Origin of the sequence: Acinetobacter sp. A22 (assembly GCF_030913345.1) — a bacterium.
GTDB classification, from domain to species: Bacteria; Pseudomonadota; Gammaproteobacteria; order Pseudomonadales; family Moraxellaceae; genus Acinetobacter; species Acinetobacter junii.
Genome location: NZ_CP133162.1, coordinates 3,084,092 through 3,101,437 on the forward strand (window position 1 = coordinate 3,084,092; position 17,346 = coordinate 3,101,437).

Annotated in this window: 20 protein-coding genes and 2 pseudogenes; 13 read left to right on the plus strand and 9 right to left on the minus strand. The window is 38.8% G+C overall.

Annotation, left to right across the window (positions count from 1 at the left end; all coding sequences use genetic code 11):
* Nucleotides 1-12 precede the first annotated feature (12 nt).
* Complete coding sequence (tfpZ, locus tag Q9Q86_RS14985; RefSeq protein ID WP_112986459.1) at nt 13-747, plus strand: TfpX/TfpZ family type IV pilin accessory protein; 735 nt, start codon at nt 13-15, stop codon at nt 745-747.
* An 82-nt stretch (nt 748-829) separates the two neighbouring features.
* Nucleotides 830-2,461 (plus strand): PglL family O-oligosaccharyltransferase, encoded by a 1,632-nt coding sequence (locus Q9Q86_RS14990; protein ID WP_112986460.1) that lies wholly within the window; start codon nt 830-832, stop codon nt 2,459-2,461.
* Between the two features lie 49 nt (nt 2,462-2,510).
* Here Q9Q86_RS14990 and bfr read toward each other — a convergent pair whose 3' ends face one another.
* The 6 genes from bfr to gmk all read right to left on the minus strand — a co-directional run bounded on the left by bfr (nt 2,511) and on the right by gmk (nt 7,424).
* Nucleotides 2,511-2,975: a bacterioferritin gene (bfr, locus tag Q9Q86_RS14995; protein ID WP_004909585.1), complete on the minus strand. Its 465-nt coding sequence runs from the start codon at nt 2,973-2,975 to the stop codon at nt 2,511-2,513.
* Nucleotides 2,976-3,200: 225 nt separating this feature from the next.
* The gene (locus Q9Q86_RS15000; RefSeq protein ID WP_004909583.1) at nt 3,201-3,395 is read right to left on the minus strand and encodes a bacterioferritin-associated ferredoxin; all 195 of its coding nucleotides are present in this window, start codon (nt 3,393-3,395) and stop codon (nt 3,201-3,203) included.
* Between the two features lie 219 nt (nt 3,396-3,614).
* Nucleotides 3,615-3,998, minus strand: coding sequence for a RidA family protein (locus Q9Q86_RS15005; RefSeq protein ID WP_004964563.1), 384 nt, complete (start codon nt 3,996-3,998; stop codon nt 3,615-3,617).
* Between the two features lie 139 nt (nt 3,999-4,137).
* A complete protein-coding gene (locus tag Q9Q86_RS15010; protein WP_112986461.1) occupies nt 4,138-6,243 on the minus strand; it encodes a bifunctional (p)ppGpp synthetase/guanosine-3',5'-bis(diphosphate) 3'-pyrophosphohydrolase in 2,106 nt (701 codons plus the stop codon).
* A gap of 208 nt (nt 6,244-6,451) precedes the next feature.
* On the minus strand, nt 6,452-6,730 hold the full coding sequence (gene rpoZ, locus Q9Q86_RS15015; RefSeq protein WP_004909577.1) for a DNA-directed RNA polymerase subunit omega: 279 nt from the start codon (nt 6,728-6,730) through the stop codon (nt 6,452-6,454).
* A 70-nt stretch (nt 6,731-6,800) separates the two neighbouring features.
* Nucleotides 6,801-7,424: a guanylate kinase gene (gene gmk, locus Q9Q86_RS15020; protein ID WP_004909574.1), complete on the minus strand. Its 624-nt coding sequence runs from the start codon at nt 7,422-7,424 to the stop codon at nt 6,801-6,803.
* Between the two features lie 102 nt (nt 7,425-7,526).
* On the opposite strand from gmk, the gene ispH reads away from it, so the two are divergent.
* The 6 genes from ispH (at nt 7,527) to Q9Q86_RS15050 (ending at nt 12,206) form a co-directional block, all read left to right on the plus strand.
* The gene (gene ispH / locus Q9Q86_RS15025; RefSeq protein WP_112986462.1) at nt 7,527-8,477 is read left to right on the plus strand and encodes a 4-hydroxy-3-methylbut-2-enyl diphosphate reductase; all 951 of its coding nucleotides are present in this window, start codon (nt 7,527-7,529) and stop codon (nt 8,475-8,477) included.
* A gap of 165 nt (nt 8,478-8,642) precedes the next feature.
* Nucleotides 8,643-9,107 carry a prepilin-type N-terminal cleavage/methylation domain-containing protein gene (locus Q9Q86_RS15030; RefSeq protein WP_112986463.1) on the plus strand — a complete coding sequence of 155 codons (465 nt, stop codon included), beginning with the start codon at nt 8,643-8,645 and terminating at the stop codon, nt 9,105-9,107.
* The gene (locus Q9Q86_RS15035; protein WP_112986464.1) at nt 9,101-9,577 is read left to right on the plus strand and encodes a Tfp pilus assembly protein FimT/FimU; all 477 of its coding nucleotides are present in this window, start codon (nt 9,101-9,103) and stop codon (nt 9,575-9,577) included. Before Q9Q86_RS15030 ends, Q9Q86_RS15035 begins: the two co-directional genes overlap by 7 nt.
* Entirely contained in the window at nt 9,552-9,977 is a 426-nt protein-coding gene (locus tag Q9Q86_RS15040; protein ID WP_112986465.1) for a type II secretion system protein J, read from the plus strand. Before Q9Q86_RS15035 ends, Q9Q86_RS15040 begins: the two co-directional genes overlap by 26 nt.
* Nucleotides 9,978-9,988: 11 nt before the next feature.
* Entirely contained in the window at nt 9,989-10,702 is a 714-nt protein-coding gene (locus tag Q9Q86_RS15045; protein ID WP_112986466.1) for a PilW family protein, read from the plus strand.
* 67 nt (nt 10,703-10,769) lie between these two features.
* Nucleotides 10,770-12,206 carry a FimB/Mfa2 family fimbrial subunit gene (locus tag Q9Q86_RS15050; protein WP_171293850.1) on the plus strand — a complete coding sequence of 479 codons (1,437 nt, stop codon included), beginning with the start codon at nt 10,770-10,772 and terminating at the stop codon, nt 12,204-12,206.
* A gap of 63 nt (nt 12,207-12,269) precedes the next feature.
* Here Q9Q86_RS15050 and Q9Q86_RS15055 read toward each other — a convergent pair.
* Nucleotides 12,270-12,542: pseudogene (locus tag Q9Q86_RS15055) on the minus strand (transposase); the annotation flags it as partial.
* Nucleotides 12,543-12,577: 35 nt separating this feature from the next.
* On the opposite strand from Q9Q86_RS15055, the pseudogene Q9Q86_RS15060 reads away from it, so the two are divergent.
* The 5 genes and pseudogenes from Q9Q86_RS15060 to rplS all read left to right on the plus strand — a co-directional run.
* Nucleotides 12,578-12,730: pseudogene (locus tag Q9Q86_RS15060) on the plus strand (pilus assembly protein PilE); the annotation flags it as partial.
* A gap of 146 nt (nt 12,731-12,876) precedes the next feature.
* Nucleotides 12,877-13,134: a 30S ribosomal protein S16 gene (rpsP, locus tag Q9Q86_RS15065; protein ID WP_004964546.1), complete on the plus strand. Its 258-nt coding sequence runs from the start codon at nt 12,877-12,879 to the stop codon at nt 13,132-13,134.
* Nucleotides 13,135-13,150: 16 nt separating this feature from the next.
* Entirely contained in the window at nt 13,151-13,699 is a 549-nt protein-coding gene (gene rimM, locus Q9Q86_RS15070; protein WP_004951620.1) for a ribosome maturation factor RimM, read from the plus strand.
* 42 nt (nt 13,700-13,741) lie between these two features.
* Nucleotides 13,742-14,482, plus strand: coding sequence for a tRNA (guanosine(37)-N1)-methyltransferase TrmD (gene trmD, locus Q9Q86_RS15075; protein ID WP_112986468.1), 741 nt, complete (start codon nt 13,742-13,744; stop codon nt 14,480-14,482).
* A gap of 230 nt (nt 14,483-14,712) precedes the next feature.
* Nucleotides 14,713-15,084 (plus strand): 50S ribosomal protein L19, encoded by a 372-nt coding sequence (gene rplS / locus Q9Q86_RS15080; RefSeq protein WP_004660214.1) that lies wholly within the window; start codon nt 14,713-14,715, stop codon nt 15,082-15,084.
* Nucleotides 15,085-15,142: 58 nt separating this feature from the next.
* Here rplS and Q9Q86_RS15085 read toward each other — a convergent pair whose 3' ends face one another.
* Both Q9Q86_RS15085 and Q9Q86_RS15090 read right to left on the minus strand, forming a co-directional pair.
* Entirely contained in the window at nt 15,143-16,117 is a 975-nt protein-coding gene (locus tag Q9Q86_RS15085; protein WP_112986469.1) for a triacylglycerol lipase, read from the minus strand.
* A 95-nt stretch (nt 16,118-16,212) separates the two neighbouring features.
* Entirely contained in the window at nt 16,213-17,256 is a 1,044-nt protein-coding gene (locus Q9Q86_RS15090) for a lipase secretion chaperone (RefSeq protein ID WP_112986470.1), read from the minus strand.
* Between the last annotated feature and the right edge of the window lie 90 nt (nt 17,257-17,346).

Genomic DNA, 17,346 nt, shown 5'->3' on the forward strand with positions numbered 1-17,346 from the left:
TAGGTAATTTTAGTGTCAAAACGCCTTAAATTTTTTCTAGGTCACTTAGCAATTTCTTTCTTTATTGCTTTAATTGTGGTTGGGGTAGTGTTTTTTATCTGGTATCCATCTCCATTAGCAAAAGCTGTTGGAGTGACACATATCTTTTTAATGATGCTCGCAATTGATGTCATTATTGGACCATTACTAGGATTACTGGTTTACAAAGAAGGAAAGAAGTCTTTAAAAATGGACCTTAGTATCATTATCTTGATTCAGATTATTGCATTAGGTTATGGTGTTTATAGTATTGCTCAGGGGCGACCAGTATGGCTGGCTTATAATGTGGACCGCTTTGAGCTTGTGCGTAATAACGAGATTCTTACCGAACAGATAGCTCAAGCAAGTCCTCAATATCAACAGCCTTCATGGTTGAAACCTCAATTTGTTGGTGTTGAATTTGCCAAAGATAAAAATATTCGTGGCGATGAAATGTTTGCAGAAATTCTTGGAGGAATTTCGATTGCCCAAAAACCAGAACGTTATGTACCGGTTGATAAAGTACAAAAACAGATTCAACAACATGCTCAAAATTTGAATGTATTAAACCAGTTTAACGATAAAGCTTTGGTAGAAAAGACGTTATCTAAATATCCACGAGCAACTGCCTTTGTCCCTTTAAAAGCCAATGCCGTTGACATGACCGTTCTCATAAACAGAGAAAAAGGCGAAGTCGTTAAAATTGTAGATCTTCGCCCTTGGAAGTAAATTGTAGTTTTTATCTTATATTTAATCTGTGTGTTAAGGCTTAGCGATATAATTCACTAAGCTTTTTTCTTATGTATAAAGTATGCCATTTCTATGTCTCATTCTTGCTAGCCTCTTACTTAGCTTCGCTTGGTTATCGCCCTTTCATACCTATCCTTGGGTAACTTTTTCGAGTGAACTTGCAAGTTTTGGTGCAGCATTTGCTATAGTGACTTTGTTTCTAACAAAAGAGATCAAAATTCCACGTCCTCAGATCTTGATGTTGATCATTGTTTTATTGCCGCTACTTCAGTTTTGTTTTGGATTAATACTGGATTTTAGTGTTGCATTTCTAAGTTTTGCCTATCTTTTTACTTTTTGGCTGATAATGTTATGTGGATATAATTTATCACTACAGGCTGAAAATCGTGAAAAGCTTATGATTGGCTTTAGCTTAGTTGTTTTAATTGCTGGATTGCTGAGTAGCTTTATGGCGGTAGTCCAATGGTTAAATCTTGAATCCTATATTTATGGAATCATGGGGTTAAGAGGGAACCGCCCTTACGCTAATTTTGGACAACCTAATAATTTATCAACATTCTTGGTGATGGGATTGATGGGGGGGCTTTATCTATATGAGAAAAGCAAAGCATCCCCATGGTTGCTTATTCCTTCTTCTCTAATCCTGCTATTTACCATTACATTGACTCAATCAAGAACAGCATGGATTGTTTGTATATTTTTCTTTTTTTATTGGATTTATAAACAACATAAAAATAATCCGCGATTCAACTTCCCCAAATTGCTTCTATGGACTGGATTGTATTTTGTGATTGCGGGCTATTTACTGCCATATCTGACACAATTTATGACCTCTCATTTAGATACGGGAGTGGCTCATACAGCTTCTATTGTTCAAAGAGCTGGTTCAGGACATGAAAGGTTAGGCATGTGGATGCAAATTCTGCATGCGATTGCAGAGCGTCCATGGTTTGGTTATGGCTGGAATCAAACAAGTATCGCTGTAGTCGAGAGTATTGAGTTTAATACTGTTCAAGTTTGGTTTAATAGCGCCCACAACATTGTCCTTGATCTTTTAATTTGGAATGGTGTTCCGCTCGGTGTTTTGATTGTTGGATATTTATCTCTATGGTTGTTATGGTTAAACAAGACGGCAAAAGATAGTACCTCAATTATCGCGATTATGATGGTTTGTGCGATTTTGATTCATGCTATGTTGGAGTTCCCGCAGCGTTATGCGTATTTTCTGTTGCCAATGGGTTTCTTGCTGGGGCTTATTCAAGCACAAACACCGCAATTAAAAGGTATTACCATTCAAAAAAATGTCGTGCGTTGTGTATGGTTGATCAGTGTCATTGTTCTTTTGTTGATCTGGCGGGATTACAAACTGTTTCAGGATAACAGTCGCCTTATCTTTAAAGGTAAACAACCTACCGAAGAAATATTGGGCAGCTCAAGAATTTTATTATTAACACAATTTCAGAAGCGTTTAGATTGGATAGCCTTAGATCCTAAAACAAGGTTTTCTGAAGCGCAGTTAAGTGAATTTGCTGAGATGGTGAAGAATAAGGCAACACCGTATAACTTGAAGAAATTTGCACAAGTATTGGTCTACAATCAGCAAAATAAGGAAGCTGAAAAATACCTTTACATACTTAATCGTTTGTATAAAAAAGATGTGAGTTTGGCTGACATTATTGAGTTAAATCAATAGTCTAAATGATAAAAAAGAGCGACATTAAGTCGCTCTTTTTTTATATGTTTTAAAGTTGGCTTTGAATATAGTTTTCAATGCCAACATTTTCAATAAGATCTAATTGAGTATCTAACCAATCCCAGTATTCTTCTTCTTTCTCTAGAATTTCTTGAACTAAATCACGTGTTACATAGTCTTGTTGCGTTTCTGATAGCTCTACAGCTTGCTTGAGTGCTTCAATATTTTCTTTAACTTTGCGAATGTCGCAATTTAGGACTTCTTCTGTGTGCTGTCCGATGTAAAGTTTGCCTAAGTGTTGCAGATTTGGTAAACCTTCAAGAAACAAGATGCGTTCAATAATCTTATCAGCATGTTTCATTTGGCGAATAGATTCTTTGTATTCAGCTGAACCTAATTTTTCAATTCCCCAATCATTGAACATACGAGAGTGTAAAAAATATTGGTTGATCGCAGTTAAATGGTGATAAAGCACCTGATTCAATTGATTAATGACTTCACGATTGCCTTTCATTGCACTTACTCCGTAAACATCTAGTAATGCCCTAATCGCTAAGGCAATTTAGATTATATTAATCAACAAATGGATTTGGCGCGAGTAATTTATTGAACGGCAAATGAAAATCACAATCAAAAGCAGATGATGTGAGTCTCATTTGCATAGAGAAGGTTAAAGAAAGAGTTAATTTTAATAGTGGTGGTTAAAGCAGGGTAATTATTAAAATATTTGTAAGGAGAGTTATGCAGCGACAGAAATACGTGCTGCAATTTCAGCAAGTTCTTCATTGATAATTGAACGAGCTTCAGGGACACAGCGACCACAACAAGTGCCTAAGTCGAGTAAATCACGAATTTCACGATAGCTTTCAGCACCATTAGCAACGGCGTCTTTGATATCTTGGTCTGTGATTCCACGGCATAAACAAACATACATGGGAGTGATCCACAAATATTAATGCGATAATTGATATTATTGATAATTATTATCGTTTGTCAATGAATTTCATTCTAATAGTGAATATATTCTTATTGGGAATTTGGATAAAAAAAGATCATTTGAGAGGAAATCCGAGTTATACACGGAATTCCTCTCGAGATTGATGACCAATTAAAAATGCAATTTATTAATTAAGTATTTAATTTTTTTTATAGATTATTGGTTAATAATAACGATGCCATCCATTTCAACCAATGCACCTTTTGGGAGGCTAGCAACCCCCAATGCTGCACGAGCAGGGTAAGGTTGTGCAAAGTATTCGCCCATGATTTGATTCACAAGTTGGAAATGAGATAAATCTGTAAGGAAAATATTGAGTTTTGCGATATCTGCTAAGCTTCCGCCCGCTGCCGTACATACAGCTTTTAGGTTGTCAAATACTCTACGAATTTGAGCTTCGATTCCATCCACAAGTTCCATACTATAAGGGTCTAAGCCAATTTGGCCTGAAAGGTAAAGCGTATTACCGACTAAAATTGCTTGAGAATACGTTCCGATCGCAGCTGGCGCATGTTCAGTATGAATTACTTGACGTGACATTAAGCTCTCCTATGTCGTTTTTATCATAAAACAATGTGACTTTAACACAAAAGATCGCCCACGAAACTGCCTACGACTGCGGAGTCGCAGTCGATTATTGTCATGATTTATATCTGCTAGTGAGGATAAGCGTTAGATTTTATACTTTGGCAATTTCAGTTTGCACAATTGGCATATTGAGGCGTTCTATTCGTGGGAATCCAAAATGCATTCGTAAATCACGGATAATTTGCGCGATCTGATTACGGTTACTGACGACTATATTGACGTAAGTTTTATGATCTTGTGATTCCACCATTTCTACGCCTGTTTTAGCTTTTCGGCACTGGTAGATCAGATCAGAAATTTGTTCATCATTCATCATCATATGAATGCATAGATAGGCACTAAAACGAACATCATCCACTTCTTCAGCTTGCCAATGTAGGGGCATAATATTTTCAGGATGAAGATGCTGCTCATGTAGTAAATTACGACAGCGTGAACGATGGACGATTAATCCTCTTCGAGATAAATGCCCTTGAATTGGATCACCGAGAACAGGATTACAACAGTGTGCATATTTGACATCGACACCTTCTGTGCCTGAGATCAAACGGTCTGATGTTGCTTGGTGCTGTGTATGATGATCTTGTGCAAACAAATGGTTAGCAACTAGTTGAGGCAATAAGTCGCCCACTGCAATTTGCTCAAATAAGGTATCTTTGCTACTTAAATGACGCCACTCCAGTACATTAATCCAATCCGTTTGAGAAAGATCATCTATTGAGCGGTGGAAAAGTTTTAGTGCGCGATTAAGAGCTTGTTGACCAACAAGACGTTGTTCATCGATGTCTTGCTCGCGGAGCATGTTTTGGAGAGCACGTCGAGCTTTTTGCGTATTAATGAAACTCAGCCAATCTGGGTTTGGGGTGGCGAGTACATCAGTAATGATTTCAACAACCTGTCCACTGTGTAAAGGTGTTGATAAAGGACGAATTTCACCATCAACCTTTGCGCCAACAGCATGATTACCTAAAAATAAGCTGGCAGAATAGGCAAAATCTACAACAGTTGCGCCCTGTGGTAGTTCATGTAACTGCCCGTGAGGTGTATATACCCAAATTTTTTCTTGATGTAAATAATCAAGCAAATCACTAAAAGTAGTTTTTGCGCATTCTCCATCAATGAGGGTGTTCAAGTTCTGCATAGAGGCTTGAATGGCTGAACGACAAGCTTGAGGCGCGTTCTCACCTAAAACCACACCAAAGCGAGCGGCTTTACGCATAAGTTCGGTTTGTATGGTGAGCGAAAGTGTAGTTTTTTCACCTTTTAATTTGATCATTAACGATTGGTTGCCACCTGGAAGTGGACGTCGGATGTGATCTTTGTATTGTAAAACTTGGAAGTTCTCTTTGAGTGCATCGACGAAGCGATCACAATCAGCAATGCTGTTTAAAATAATTTCAAAGGCATGACTGTGGCTTAATTCATTTAAGTCTATTTCATTTTTTACAAAATGGCGTAGCAATTCAATATTATTGTTTTTCTTTTTAATACGGCCTTTTAAGTCGTATGTCTTTAATAAATCAGTTAGTTTTTGTTCCCATACTGTTTGATATTCACAGCGCTTTGGTTTTGTTGCAAGTAGGGCTGCTTGTACGTCGTTAAACATATCAAGATCAAGATTTTGATAACAGAGATGTTCCAAGTTATCAGCCATCTCATTCATACCAACCAAACGTGCCATCGGTACGAAAATATCAAAAGTTTCTTGTGCAATACGTGCTCTTTTATCGGGGCGTAAAGCATCCAAGGTCGTCATATTGTGATAACGATCGGCTAATTTAATAATAATGACACGAGGATCTTGTAAGGTTGCTTGCAGAATTTTTCGGAAAGAAGCGGCTTTGTTATATTCTTTATCACTGGAGTGGCTTAATTTTGTTACACCATCGACTAATTCTGCGACGACAATTCCAAATTTTTGCCCGATTTCATCTTTGGTAAATTCGGTATCTTCGATCACATCATGTAATAAAGCTGCCATAAGCGTATCGGCGTCGAGACGCATATGAGCTAATATACAACTGACAGCAATAGGGTGTAATACATAGGGTTCCCCACTTTTTCGAGTGATACCACTATGTGCTAAATCAGCGAAATCGCAGGCAGCAAGCACTTGTTGAACGTCGCTATCTTGTAGATAGGCATCAACGATAACTTTAAGTTGTTGCTTGGCTTGGCTGACCTCTTCGCCTGGCATAGAAAACACCTATATAGCTTAAATTTCGATATTGAATTGCTTAGCTTCTAATGAAAAGCATATTGATAAACTTGTCAATTTGTTCATTGGAAAAAATATGAATTTTTTTCAATTAAACCGATTGCTTTTATCAATTTGAATCCAAATTTTCAATAAACAAAAAAGCCCAGTGTCTTCACATTGGGCTTCTTTATGCGAGCAGATTTACTTAAAATGTAAATCCTTCTAAATTCAAAGAATTTGTAGACAATACCATATCAAGATTTGATGTTTGGTAGTCTTGTTCGCGTTGTTTTAAGATGTCTTTTGTTACATGACCAATCGCAATTTCACGTAATGCAACGACTGTTGGCTTGTCATTATCCCACTCAACAGTTGGTTCCATGCCTTGACGTGCCAATTGACGTGCACGTTTACTCGCTACCAGTACCAACTCGAAGCGGTTATCTACATGGTCTAAACAATCTTCAACGGTTACACGTGCCATAAGTTGTCTCGTTTGAACATTACACTTGAAAAGACTAAATAGTATAAAAGGCTTTTGCTCAAGACTCAAGTTATTCGCGATTGAGTGTAATTAAGTTTTCAATCAACTTTTGATGGCGACTGCTTTGTTGCAGAGTGACTAAACGATTTGCCGTAATAATTGCTTCGAGATCATGCACAGCTTTGTTGAAATCATCATTGATAATGACATAGTCAAAACTAGCGAAATGGCGCATATCTTCAACTGCACAACTGAGGCGATGTTCGATCACATCGACTGAATCCGTACCACGGTTTGAAAGACGTTGTCTTAGGTCATACTGGGTTGGAGGGAGAATAAAAATTTGTTTTGATTCAGGGAAAAGGCGACGAACTTGTTCAGCACCTTGCCAGTCAATTTCGAGTAAAACATCGTGACCTTGTTGTAATTGTTCTTTTACTTTTGCTTGAGATGTGCCGTAATAATTACCAAATACTTCAGCGTACTCAATAAAACCACCTTGTTCTACTTGCTCTAAAAATGTTTCAGTATCAGTAAAATGATAGTGAACACCATCAAGTTCACCAGGGCGTTGTCCACGCGTAGTATGTGAGACAGAAACGTGTAGATTGCTGACTCGATCGAGTAGGGCTTTTACAAGAGATGTTTTGCCTGTTCCTGATGCCGCAGAAACGACAAACAATAGACCCGACATGATATTTTTCCTGATATGATAAAATATCTTGGCTATTGTAGTGTAGCGTGCTGCTAAACGAAATAGCTTGGCATAAATATTCAGATGATGAGAGAGGTTGTTATGGAAATCGTGTTGGCCAATCCAAGAGGTTTTTGTGCTGGTGTTGACCGTGCTATAGCGATCGTCAATCGTGCATTAGAATGTTTTAATCCACCGATTTATGTTCGACATGAGGTCGTTCACAATAAATTTGTAGTCGATGATTTACGTCAAAGAGGTGCAGTGTTTGTTGATGAGCTGGATCAAGTTCCTGATGATTCAATTGTAATCTTTAGCGCTCATGGCGTATCAAAAGCCGTACAACAAGAAGCAGAACGTCGAGGTTTAAAAGTATTCGATGCTACTTGCCCGTTGGTGACCAAAGTTCATATTGAAGTCACTAAATATGCTCGTGAAGGCACAGAAGCTATTTTAATAGGGCATGAAGGACACCCAGAAGTAGAAGGCACGATGGGGCAATATGATAAATCTAAAGGTGGAGAGATTTATCTCGTTGAAGATGAAGATGATGTGGAAGCGTTATTTGTAAAACATCCTGAAAAAGTTGCATTTGTAACCCAAACAACGCTTTCAATCGACGATACAGCGAAAGTTATTGATGCTCTAAGAAAAAAATATCCGATGATCATGGGTCCGCGTAAGGATGATATCTGTTATGCAACTCAGAATCGTCAGGATGCGGTGCGTGATTTGGCGGAACAATGTGATGTAGTGTTGGTGGTAGGTTCTCCGAATTCATCCAATTCAAACCGTTTGCGTGAACTGGCTGAACGTATGGGTAAATCAGCTTATTTGGTTGATAATGCAGAAGAACTAGAAAAAGATTGGTTTAAGCCAGACAGTAAAATTGGTGTGACGGCTGGTGCATCCGCGCCTGAAATTCTCATCAAGCAGGTCATTCAGCGGTTACAGGATTGGGGTGCGACCCCTCCACAAGAGCTTCAAGGGCGAGAGGAAAATATTACGTTTAGTCTACCTAAAGAGTTACGGATACAAGTGATTCAGGCATAACTGTTAAAGAGGTAACATTCTCTTTAAATTCTTAATTTGACAGATAATTGTATTTTGACAATTATCTGTTTTTTTATGCCTTTTATCCTTTATGTGTATAGTTTGTAATTAAGTTAGGTATTATTTTTAATAGGGTAAAGTTTTATTACTTGTTTGGGGGGAAATATGCAGCAAATAGAAAGAAGTCAAGGTTTTACCTTAATTGAGCTCATGGTTGTGGTTGCAATTGTGGCGATTTTAGCTGCAATTGCTTTGCCGGCTTATGGGAAATATGTCCAAAAAGCAAGAGCTAATAATGCTGGGTCTGATTTAGTCACATTAAGCCTGATGATGGAAAATGCTTATCAGAAAGCATTAAAGTATCCAATGAATCCTGTTACAGCTACGACTACCGCTACGACTACGACTGCTGATACTAAAACTTATATCAGTAATCAGACTGGTATCACCTGGACACCTGCAGAAGCTGCTAATTTTAATTATACAATGAGTATAACACCCACTACTTATACACTTACTGCTACGGGTATAAGTGGTACACAGAGTAACGGCTGTACCTTAACGCTTACTAATACCAATACAAGAGGTATGCCAAGTACGACGGGCTGTGGTGGTTTGACATCATGGTAAAGGGCTCTAAAGGGGTAACCCTCATTGAATTAATGATTGTGATTGCCATTATTGGGATTTCAGCTGTTGCGCTGATTCCGCTTGGTGCCTCATGGGTTGCTAAAACCCAGGTTGAGAAAACCCAAAAATTGCTGGTTGAGGCTTATAACAAAGCTGTTACGGAAGCAATAAAAAACCCTAATGGCATACGACAAACCGATACTCCCCCAATGGTTGCAAAACTTACGGTAACGAATGGTAGCAGTGGTGCAGAAGGTGTCATTAATGTTAAAGCATCCGATGACAGCACTGTTTTATGGAGTGCAAAATTTCCTGCTACTGTCTCGATTGCGTTAGAGGCACCTAGTGGTTCTACCTGTGCGGCACTTGAATTAAATAACAATGCTGCACGCATAGGTACAACTTGTACTGGTGGCTATATAATATCTCGCTCAGGAGTTTCTAATGTTACAGTTACAGCACAGTTCTAAATATCAGCATCAGGCCGGTATTACACTGATCGAAGTGCTGATTTCTTTACTATTAATGGCGATTATTGGTTTAGGTGGTGCTTACATTGCTGCACGTACGGCTGTGGTACAGAGAGATGGTAACATTCAGCTGCAAACCATCAACAAGATGCGTCAAGTGGCGGTAAAAGCAGATACAATTTGTAGCAATACAAGTAGCATTACAATTAATGGCACAAGTGTTACTACACCATGTACCTTGACTTCAACTAACTATACAGTAAATGCATCTGTTACTAGTAATCCACCAAGCCCAGGCGCAGGCACAGCCTATTCAGCAAGTGTAACTGTCCAGTCTCCTTCTATACAAGTTGACAGTGCGAATACATTTATCCCTGTTAAATCGGTTATTTCACCCTGAAGGTACTTAAAATGAACGGTACATTAAAAAAACAGCAGGGCATGTCACTGATCGAGATTATGGTTGCTCTGACCATCTCTTTGGTTATTATTTTAGCGATATTAAGAGCTTATGTTTCTTTGGGGTATGTCTCTGCTGAAACGACACGCGGTGCCAGCATTGATGCCAATATTATGAAAGGCTTGATTGTTGCTGACCGTATTTTGCAGGGAGTGGGTTATAAAATGACTGTACCTACAGATTCTTACGGAAGTACCAATGATAAGTTAATTCAAGCCTACGCAGGTGCTACAGCAATAACGGTTTCTGATATTGACACTACTGAAGCTGATGCACTTGTATGGAAATTATCAAGTGGCAATTGCCAAGCATTAAAATCTGAAGGTAAGAGTTTAATTTATTATCTTGGTACAGGTGGTGCAGGATATAGCTGTACGACGTTAGCACTTCCTTCAACAACCACGCCTCCACCTTCACAGACGTTAATTTCCACTGCGGCTACCATGCCGAGTACTGTGCATTCAGATGTAGGAAAAATATCGCTGAAGGTGACTAAATTAACAGGTTCTCATATTTGTACGCCTTTTGGTGTGACGAACACGACGGCAACGGCAACTGGCGGTAAGTATTATGTAGAAGTAAAAGCCAATATTTATGCTACCAGTACCAGTTCTACATTATCTGCTCTAAGCAATTCAACCTGTTTATTTAATGTGACTACCTAAGGGAGCATTTAATATGTGTAATCACCAAGTTTATTCAACTATGCGTTTTCCTGTGGGTAGTAGACAAATGCATAAACAGGCTGGATTCGCTTCTATTTTACTTATTTTATTGATTGGTCTTGCCTTAACCACTTTGGTTATTGGTATGGTCACGTCTGTACGGAGTTTACAAGATAGTTCATTGACAACTCATGCACAAACGCAGGCGCAGATTAAGTCGGCGATTGGCTATCAAGCTTTAACCGGTTTGTTAAAACCGTTGTCCGCTACACAGATTGCTCAAATTAATAATGGCGTGATCAAGGATAATGGCTCCCCAGCAGCGACGATCGCAACATATAAAGTAGTGACTACAACAGAGGGTTGCCCTGCTAGTACAGGCGGTAAGAATTATTTTTGTTATGACATAACCGCAAAAAGCGGCGGCGCTTCTTCCGTAGTTCGGGCAATTTATACAGATATAACAACAGGAGGAGGAAGTTTTAATGGTTCAATATTTGCAGGTGGATTACAAGTAGCTGAGAAGAATAACAGGGTCATTCTATCTGGTAACCAGACGATACAAGTAGGCGATGCTGGGAAGGGTGAGGGTATTGTTTCGAGTGGGGGTAGCAAATCATATACAACAGAGGAATTTTTACTTCAAACTGGCATCACAGTAGGGAAGTATGTTAAATCAAGTTTTGTAAGTGCTGAAGAACTACGTCCTTATGCTAATTATATTTTTTTGGCTGATGGAACTTGTGCTAAAAATAATCTGTATAGTGTTATTTCAGGTAATGCAACAACTATAACAGTGGAAACATTACCAGCAACAACTATTACTATGGGATCAACATCTGTAGCTTGTAACAGTATTCCTGGTATTACTGCCAGTGGTAGTGGAAGTAGTAAAGCATGGAACATTGAGGCAGATAATTCAAACTTACCGGTGGGTGTACTATGGTTTGAAGGACAGGTTACTATTAATCTTAAGAGTACTCGTGATTTAATAAATACGATCATTGCAACGGCTGGAATTAATGTCGATACAAGTAATGGTGGGGCTTCTAATAAGGCTTATGCACCTTATCATTACTATTTGGAAGAGGGTAGTAATTCAGGTTTTGATATTACAAGAATATGTGGCACAAACTCGACTGGCATACCGACACAATATTGTAACAATACGGGTACACTTAAAGCGCTAGATACAGAATTAGCTAAAATCGCAAATATTTTATTCTTGAGCAATGGAAACATAGATTTTAGTGTAAAACAAGGTAGAGCTATGTACCTTTATGGAAATGTTATGGGTTCTGGTGGTGCAGGTGGTACGGGTTATTCTTCTGGTAAATTTACTGGTACAGGGGAGGTTCATGTAAAAGGTAATTTAACCTTTACAGGAGCAGGTCTAACTGATTTGAATGGTTCTGTTAGCGTAACACTAAATAGCGGGAACAGTGGTGGGAACGTAACACCAAGTAAAAAAGTCATGACATTATCGGGTTTACGTTATATGTGAGATTTTACTTGCTTGAGGGCAGAGCCCGATAAAATGAGTGAGTGGTGGGTTTGCTGAATAAGCAAGCCCATCTACACAGGCAACAAGAATATCTTGCACTCCTCGATTTTTAAGCTCTATCATGACTGACAGCCAGAATTTGACGCCTTCTGTCTGAGCAATCGACATACACAGCAATTTTTTCTGCCCATCTATATTAATGCCTAAAGCAAGATATACTGACTTGTTAATTACATTGGAGTGCTGACGGACTTTTATAACAATACAATCGAGATAGACTACAGGGTAAAGACTGTCTAATGCTCTATTTTACCATTCCGTCACTTGCTCAATAAGAACACCTGCTGCATTAAGTTCTGAAACTTGGTTTTTTGACTGCAGTACCTATTACAAATACATCTCAACAAGGTGATGGGCATATTCTTTTAAATTACAAAGGTGAGCGCTGTTCGACAAAAGGGACGGATATTAAGAGCGGCACAGCTTGTGTACTTTCAGTCACGACAAACTGGGACGGCCGCTAAAATTAAATTCAAATCGTGGATAAATAAATTTTGATCTTTCTTTCATAGCAAATATAACGTAAAATATTGCCCTCTATTAAAGGGGTTTGAAGTGTTGCCGATGGTCGGCGCAGGGATAATCCGTAAAAATTATAAGGTTGTATATCATGGTTGTAATTCGTTTAGCGCGCGGTGGTGCAAAAAAACGTCCTTTCTACCAAATCATCGTTACTGATAGCCGTAATGCACGTGATGGTCGTTTTATCGAACGTATTGGTTTCTTTAACCCAACTGCACAAGGTAAAGCTGAAAAAGTTCGTTTAGACGCTGACCGTTTTGCTCATTGGGTTGCTCAAGGTGCTCAACCTTCAGAACGCGTTGCTTCTTTAGCTGCTCAAGCTAAGAAAGCTGCAGCTACTGCTTAAGGGTAGTAGATAACCCATGACATCAATACAGAATGTTCCCGAAGATCGAATTCAGATTGGACAGTTACGTTCAGCGTATGGATTGAATGGGTGGCTCTGGGTTTACTCAAATACTGAACCTATGAGTAATATGTTTGACTACCTTCCTTGGTACATCGAGACTAAGGCAGGTTGGCAAACTATAGATGTAAAACGTTGGAAACCTCATGGCAAAGGCTTAGTTGTTGCATTAAAAGGTGTGAATGATCGCACAGGTGCAGAAAACTTAGTCGGTGCAAATATCTGGATTGCCAAATCTCAGCTTCCTAAAGCTGATGTAGATGAATATTACTGGTCAGATCTTAAAGGTCTAACAGTATTAGGTCTTGGTGATGATGAGCAAGAAGTAAATCTTGGTCAAATCTTTGAATTATTTGAGACAGGTGCCAATGATGTCATGGTAGTCAAAGCGACTGCTGACAGTATTGATGCTGAAGAACGAATGATTCCTTGGCATAAAGATGTGGTACAACGTGTTGATCTTGAAGCTGGTCGTATTTACGTTAATTGGGGCGTAGATTACTAATCCTCAATGGATTGTAACGCAGCAGGAATAGAGGAGTCTGCGATGTTTTTTGCAGTCATCACATTATTTCCTGAAATGTTTGAAGCAATTACGGCATATGGCATTAGCGGAAGAGCAACAAAAAAAGATATTGTGCAAGTCACTTGCATAAATCCAAGAGATTTTGCAGAGGGCAACTACAAACGAGTGGATGAGCGTCCTTTCGGTGGTGGTCCTGGTATGGTCATGATGGCTGAGCCTTTGGCAAAAGCAATTACCCATGCTAAACAACTTGCAATACAAGCAGGCTGTGTTCAAGCGCCAGTGGTGTATATGTCACCGCAAGGCAAAACCTTAAATGAACAAGCAGTGCAACAATTCGTTGATTATGATGGATTGATTGTATTATGTGGTCGTTATGAAGGTGTAGATGAACGTTTAATCCAGCATTATGTTGATCAAGAGTGGTCAATTGGGGATTACGTATTATCTGGTGGTGAACTACCTGCGATGGTGTTGCTTGATAGTATTATTCGCCGTTTGCCGAATGTCATGTCTGACGAGCAATCAGCGATCCAAGATTCTTTTGTGGATGGTTTATTAGACTGTCCGCAATATACAAAACCTGACCATTTTGAAGGGTTGGATGTGCCTGAGGTACTTAAATCAGGACATCATGCCAATATCGAAAAATGGCGTTTTTTGCAGCGTTATCAGCGTACTTTAGATCGACGACCAGAGTTGGTTGAAAAAGTAGAATTGACTAAGCAGCAAATAAAATGGTTAAAAAATTCACAAGGATAAATGCAAATCTAAATATGCTTTAGATATGTGGCTCATAAGTATGATTTATCTTTGTTCCAGACGAGAAGCATTGCTTCGAGTTGCTACTTAAACTTAGTTTAAGTTGAAAAATAGGCTCTTTAGGGCAATTTTGCTTTAAAGGGAAAGTTAAACGAGAGATATGCGCTTTAGCCTCTATCCTCAGCGGTGTAAGAGACCTCTTCTCTCCCGCACATATTGGAGATTCCACAATGAGTGGTAAACATCCTTTAGTTCAAGCTGTTGAAAATGCACAGTTAAAAACTGATATCCCTGCTTTTGCTCCTGGTGACACTGTTATCGTTCAAGTAAAAGTAAAAGAGGGTGACCGTGAGCGTCTTCAAGCATTTGAAGGTGTTGTAATCGCGAAGAAAAATCGTGGTTTGAACTCTGCTTTCACAGTTCGTAAAATTTCTAGCGGTGTTGGTGTTGAGCGTGTTTTCCAAACTCACTCTCCAATCGTTGCTAAAATCGAAGTGAAACGTCGTGGTGACGTTCGTCGTGCTAAACTTTACTACCTACGCGAGTTGTCTGGTAAAGCTGCACGTATTCGTGAAAAGTTACCAGCTCGTAAACAAGGTTAATTTTAACTTTGTTGTAAAGCAAAAAAATGCGCCTTTGGCGCATTTTTTTATGTCTGCTCTATAGTCCTTGTAATTTTAGTCGATTGGCATGTTGACGATAAATATCAATTGGATCAGGTGCAAACAGTGATTTCAAACCTAAAACCTGATTTACCTCATCTGCATGATTCCAAGGTAAATTGTCACGGATAGTGCGACCGAATTTTGCACTACATCGACTAACCATGCCATCGTTGTCGCCCATAAGATTTACAATTGGATTGGTACTAATGAATAAAGGATCAAGAGGGTCGAGGAGATTAGTCAATGCCTGTGTACCTGAAAAAGAATACATATAAATTCCTTTATCTTGATAACTTCCTTCACCACAAGAGCTTGTGGGCACACCCATTGGAAAACGAGTATTAAACGCCGTAGAACCCTCAACTGAAATACTTTGTCCTGCTGCCATTGCATCATGAGGATAACTTTTTGGATCAAGTCCTTGCGACCAAGTAATAGCACCTGAGAAAAAGTTCACGATTGCAGAACCAATATCTCCGAGTACTGTTCCATTGACGTTCATGATCAAGCTAGCAACTGGAGAGCCCTTATGTGTGCCACTGACACTGGTCAGTGAAGCAACTTGATTGGGCATAATTCCAGCAACATATCGGATCGTTGGTCCACCTTGGCTATGTCCAATTAAATTGACTTTCGATTGTCCTGTAATCGCGAGGATATCTTCAACTTGTTGTATGAGTTGCTCTCCTCGAATTTCATTAGAATTGAATGGTGACAGTCGAGTTGTCCATACGTTCGCTCCATTTCGTGCTAAATCAGGCAGGATTTGATGCCAATAATCAACACCCAAAGGATCAGTTCCTACGCGTGAAAATCCAGCCACACCATGCACAAAAACCACGGGATATTTTGTCTTTGCATAATTGGATATGACATAACTTGGTTGAACTTGAGTTGCATTTGATGCATAACTCGTAGTTGCGCTGATTGCCAACAAAGCTGTGACAATACAACGAAAAACATTTGGCATAGTATTTCTCTCAATTTTTATTTTGATTAGGGTCTAAAGTTCTTAATGAACAAGACATTGCATCCGTGCGGAATAGCATTTTCAATGTCTAGTTTTTATTGGCTAAATGGTAATACTCCTCCTTGGTCATAGATTGTTTCAAACGTATGTAAGCGTTGTTGTTCTTGAGATGATTGAAAATTCTGTTGTTTAAGTTTTTGAATTGCTTGATCCTTAGCAACAGTGCTGAGATTACTATCCACAATTATTTTTCGAGCGTTCAGATAGGACAGCACACGTTGTTTCCACGCTGACCTTTGTTGATCAAGACCTTCTAAACGTTCAGTCGCCGCAGTGCCTACTAGGTTTTGACGCATTTCACGTAGCTCTTGAGCAGAGCCATTTCTATCTTTAATTTGTTGAGTGAGAGCAGCAAGATTTTCGAGTTGCGTTAAGCTCTTTAGATTGTCCTGCCATTCTAAGGGGAGTTGTTCAAAGCGTTGTTGTAAGCGTTGAGCCTTAGCTATCGAATCGAGAGTATCGTTTTCTAAAATCTGCATACGATCTAAAGTATATTGTTGGTAAACATCCTCTGCGCCAAATAACCCCGCGATTTCTCTTTTTGAAAAGATCTTTTGCTTTAGATCCTGCATAGAGTTAAAAACAGCTTGGAAATATTGATAGTTGTCTTGTGGAGCTGTATGAAGCTGAAGTTGACTCAGCGCTTCACGATAATTTAAATAGCGTGACCATAATTCTAAGATTTGTTGTTGTTGCTCGATTTGAAAATGCTGCGTAACAAACAACTGGAAGCGTCCTTGAATTGTCGTGATCTCATTTTCACCATACTGAGAAATGAAATATTCAAAGCAATTACGAGTTTTTTCATTAATGATTAATTGTTGGGAGGCATCGAATAGTAGCTCACAATTAATCTCAGTATCATTTTGACTTAAGCTTTTAAGCTTTGAAATTTCATCATTCTGATTTAAGACAGTGGACTGATTTCTTGAGTTAGAAGTGCTGCTGACAGATTGATCAATTGGTTTGCTGTAGGTGAGTTGGCTTTTAGAATATAGCCAATAAAGGATGATCATGAAAACTAATGAAATGATCAAAATAGTACAAATTTTTAGTATATTTGTTTTGGTTTTATTCATTTAAGCATCATCCATTTGCTTATTGGTTCGAAAACGAAAATAAATCTATCATATTTGTTGTTTTTTTCAGCGACTAATTTTTGAAAATCC